Genomic DNA, 2,995 nt, shown 5'->3' on the forward strand with positions numbered 1-2,995 from the left:
TTTGTATGTTATCTCAAAATCAGTTGGCTCAGGCTTAGGTTGACACACAGGGCATTAGAGTGGGCAGATTATGCGGCGTTGGCGTCCCGGGACAGGTAAACCGGAGCCCCTGAAGGAGCCACCACATAATCTGCCCCAAACAGGCAAGAGTCATCTATGGAGATTCTTTGCTGTATCCTTTACCTGTTCCATAGCTGGAAAGCCAAGATTGAAAGCTTACAAAAGCAACTTTATCAACTTAGGTAGAGGTGGGTCGGAGTGTCAATTAGTAGCAATGCATGACCTGTGCTTGCTGACAAGGCTGATCTAATCAAAGAACAACAGTAATAACGGGAAAACGCCATGACGGAATGTCTATTCGACGGATGTGAAAAGCCAGCTCACGCTGATGGTTGTGGATACTGTGCTCGCCATGCTAGTAAGGAAAAAATGACCAATGCATTACAGGAGGTTTTTGAAAAGGAGCTATTGATTTATATATCAGGAAAAATTTATAGCTTGATGCATGGCAAGTATGGTGATGACTTGCAGGTTGGTCCTGATGATATTATTCTTTGTCTTCATTTTAACGAAAATGATTATAACTGGATTGCCGAAAAACTTTCTGAGAAAAAATCTTTGTTGAGCATAGAAGAGTTTGTTTTCCCTGATTTATTTTTTGTTCTTTATGATCCTGGTAAAGCAAATGGTTATCTTTTTAAAATTTTAAGTATTTTTGACGATGTTGTGTTTAAGGATTGTGTTTTTTATCATGATATTATCAGATTAAGTAAAGTAACTTATACTAATTGTGTTTTTAAATGGTGTATAGATTTCTCGTGTTTTACAGATTTTCACTCTTATATTGTTGATTTTTATGATTGTATTTTTTGCGAGCGTGTGGAGCTTGTCTCAGGTGTATTTTCAGGGGTTAGGTTTGATGGTGGTTCATTTAGAAAAGGGATGTATATAGAGGATGTTGAGTTTGAGTTGCCAGTATTTATCGGTGCGAATGATTATGACTTTTTTTATTTAAGTATAAAAGACTCTAGATTCAAAAAAGAAGTTTCTCTCAATGGTTCACAATTTGGTGCTGGTTTACTTGTTGATAATGTGATATTTGATGGTTGGTTTGAGGCTAGAGATTCAGTGATGGGTGATTTTGATATTAAGGATGCTAATTTCAATAAGTTTATTGATATTTCTGGCGGTTGTTTTGATTCCTTTGCTGTTTCTCATGTTGCTTTTTTTGGCTATTTTTCTATGGAGAGTTCTAGAGTTATATCTGATAGAGCTGTATTTTATTATGCTTCTTTTTCTGGTCATGCTTCTTTTAGGGGATCGAAGTTCTTTGGTGGCCTAGATCTTGATCGAGCTGATTTCTCAGGTGAGGCTAACTTCCTTGGTGTTGATGCCGATGGTGGCAATATTAAAAACACAACGCGCGAGACTTACCGCTTGATAAAGCATTCCTTTGACAAGATCGGCAACCATCTGGAGGCCAACAAGTTTTTTGCCAAGGAGATGGACAAGTACCGTGAAGAGGTGTCTGGGAACAAGTCGTTGCCTTTGTGGGATCGCGCTGTGTTCCACATCAACAAGAATGCTTCTGATTTTGGGCAGAACTACCTGCTGCCACTTGTCTGGTTGGTATATTTTTCCTCAGTGTTTTATTTTCTGTATTGGGTTCATGATTATGAAAAGTGGCTGGAAACACCTCAGAAGTTCACCTGTGGTGCTTCAGGTTACTATGCGAACATAAATTGCTTTGCCAGTAAATTCACTCCTTTCAAGCAGTTCCTTGTGCCTGGAATGGAGTTTTTGAGTCTGATCTTCTACGTCATTTTTGCCATACTGATCTGGCAGACAGTTGTTGCACTAAAGCGGCATACGCGGAGGTAGTTTTTTTGTATTCTATTTTATATCTTCTTTTTTAGAGTAGACCTCTTCATTTCGTACCTGTTTATATATTCTTTTTTTATTTGTATCTAAAAGTGCTGCGTTGGTTGCAAATAATGCTATTGGGGTGAAATATATCATGAGAAGTAATGGTATTATCCAGTATGAAGATAAAGTAGCTGGCTTGTATTTTTCTGCTATAAAGTAAAGCAGTGTGCTTGTTGAAGATAAAAAAATGAGTAGGCCAGTGAAGCCTGTTATCATTTGTAATGTTGTTCCTTTCTCTGCTGCAACCTTGCAGGTTTTTTTGTTGTATTCACCAATAGCTACTGCTGACAAAAGGATAACTGATGAAATGAAAGCCATGTGTGTTGCAAATATAATAATGCTATCTAGTTTTTTTTGTTGCAGCATACCTGAGTTGCCTACCAAGAGTAGAAACAAAGCAAAACCCGCTGCAGCACATCCTCCAAAAATCCACCGGAAAAATCCAAGAAATGAATAATTGTCTGCGTTGTCTTGCATTTTAACTTCTCTTAATCGGTGTTGGGCTGCAGATCGGGGTTACTGTGCCTAATCTTGATCACTGTCTTTTAGGCTGCCTTCAAATTCTTTGTATTTTTCCTCTACCATTGCAGTCAGCTCAAAGTGATGAACATCATAGATTTGCAGAGGGCAGCAGTGTCCGTAAGAATGATAGAAAAACCAGTCTGTAGTGGTCAAGTAATTTAGGCCACCGTTTTTTGAGCATTCCAATACACCTGCTCAGCTACATTGGGTGGTAGCCCACCATTATGTTTATGGGGTCGCAAAACACTGTAATAATCGATCATGTACTTTGTGATGGATTTCTTTGCTGAAGTAAAGCACCCATACCCTGTTTCTGGTATCCATTCTGTTTTTAAACTCCTGAAAAACCGTTCTGTATTGGAGAATATCTTCTAGGCCAGATTTTATCTGGCTGTAAAATTAATTATGTTTATGTTGAGCAGCCACCTCTGCTATCTAGTGATTTAAAAGGCTTTGGCGCAAAGCGCTGTGATTTTATAGCTGGTACATCTGGAAGTCAAAGACGGCTACCTGACACTCCAAAAAAAAGCTTTGGCACTACTGGAAG

2 protein-coding genes and 1 pseudogene are annotated in these 2,995 nt (G+C 38.6%); 1 reads left to right on the forward strand and 2 read right to left on the reverse strand.

The genetic code is table 11. The features are described from left to right. Positions 1-342: 342 nt before the first annotated feature. Positions 343-1,881, forward strand: coding sequence for a hypothetical protein (locus IBX50_RS19165; protein ID WP_292258000.1), 1,539 nt, complete (start codon positions 343-345; stop codon positions 1,879-1,881). Positions 1,882-1,893: 12 nt separating this feature from the next. Here the strand turns inward: IBX50_RS19165 and IBX50_RS19170 are convergent, their stop codons facing one another. Further along, complete coding sequence (locus tag IBX50_RS19170) at positions 1,894-2,403, reverse strand: hypothetical protein (RefSeq protein WP_292258001.1); 510 nt, start codon at positions 2,401-2,403, stop codon at positions 1,894-1,896. A gap of 203 nt (positions 2,404-2,606) precedes the next feature. Next, a pseudogene (locus IBX50_RS19175) lies at positions 2,607-2,801 on the reverse strand (integrase core domain-containing protein); the annotation flags it as partial. Between the last annotated feature and the right edge of the window lie 194 nt (positions 2,802-2,995).

The sequence above is a fragment of the Marinospirillum sp. genome, from assembly GCF_014859565.1.

Excerpts from the sequence above, each read along its gene's own strand:
- IBX50_RS19165 (WP_292258000.1), top strand. The coding sequence starts at position 343 with ATGACGGAATGTCTATTCGACGGATGTGAAAAGCCAGCTCACGCTGAT.
- IBX50_RS19170 (WP_292258001.1), bottom strand. The coding sequence starts at position 2,403 with ATGCAAGACAACGCAGACAATTATTCATTTCTTGGATTTTTCCGGTGG.